We start from the raw sequence: 962 nt of genomic DNA, 5'->3' as shown, positions 1-962 counted from the left end.
CGAGATCGGCTCGCCTCTCCGTCGCGCCGCCGTTCGACGCGTCGCCATCCAGCGTCTCGCCATCCATCGCGTCGCTGCCCGCCGGCGACGCCTCCACCCCCGCGCCGTGCCGTGCGAGCGCGGCGTACGCTTCGAGGAACGTCGCGGTGGTGTGTGTGAACCGACCCGCGGAGTCCTCCCACGCGTTCTGACAGACGACCGGCCGGCCGTCGTCCGCGAGCGTCGAGTCGAGGCTGTCGAGGGCGTCGGCGAGCGTCGTCTCCAGTCCCGGCACGTCGATACCCGCTCCCCGGGCGCGGGCGAGGTACGCGATGACGCTACCGGTCTGATCGGCCTGATAGTCCACGTCCGGCCCGTCCTCGATGCGAGCGTTCGCCCAGCCGGGGGCGAGCCCCCCGTTCCGCGGCCAGACGCGGTGGGGCCACGCGCCGTCCGCGCGTTGGGTCTCGACGTACATCCGCGCCGACCGCTCGTGCCAGTCGTCGAGCCCGAGCCCGAGCCGGTGGTCGGACTCTAAGAGGAACGTGGAGATCTCGGCGTCGTCGCGGAACCAGGTGTAGCCGTAGCCGCCGGAGTGCTCGTAGTACGGGTCGAAATCGGGACCCGCGATCCGGAGGCCGGTCTCCGCCGACAGCAACGATAACACGCGGAGGTCGGCGACGACGGACTGCCGCTCGGGCACCGAGTCGGGCACCTCCAGGGTCGTCTTCGCGGCCGCGACCGCCAGCGCCTCCGGCGTGTCGAGCTCGTCGAACAGCGACGCGAGCCGGTCACGTGCCGCCTGGCGGTCGGTCTCCGCGCGGTCGGTCAGGAGCGTTCCGACGGTCGTCTCGCCGTCCTCGAACGGGGCGTCGACGATCACCTCGCCGGAGAGTCGCTCCTCCTCGTAGCGGTCGCCGTCGCGGTCGCGCGGGAGGTCGGTGGGGGCGTCGTCGAGCAGCTCGGGGAACGTCGCCGGCAGC

1 protein-coding gene is annotated in these 962 nt (G+C 72.7%); it reads right to left on the bottom strand.

The window, feature by feature from the left end:
• Positions 1–962, bottom strand: a 962-nt coding sequence (locus tag ACFQEU_RS16660; RefSeq protein WP_465261178.1) for a DUF7997 domain-containing protein, incomplete at both ends; no start/stop codon positions are given.

This window comes from Halorubrum tibetense (assembly GCF_042661865.1).
Lineage (GTDB): Archaea > Halobacteriota > Halobacteria > Halobacteriales > Haloferacaceae > Halorubrum > Halorubrum tibetense.
Note: the sequence above shows the minus strand (reverse complement) of the source record. Positions and strands in the feature narration are given on the sequence as shown.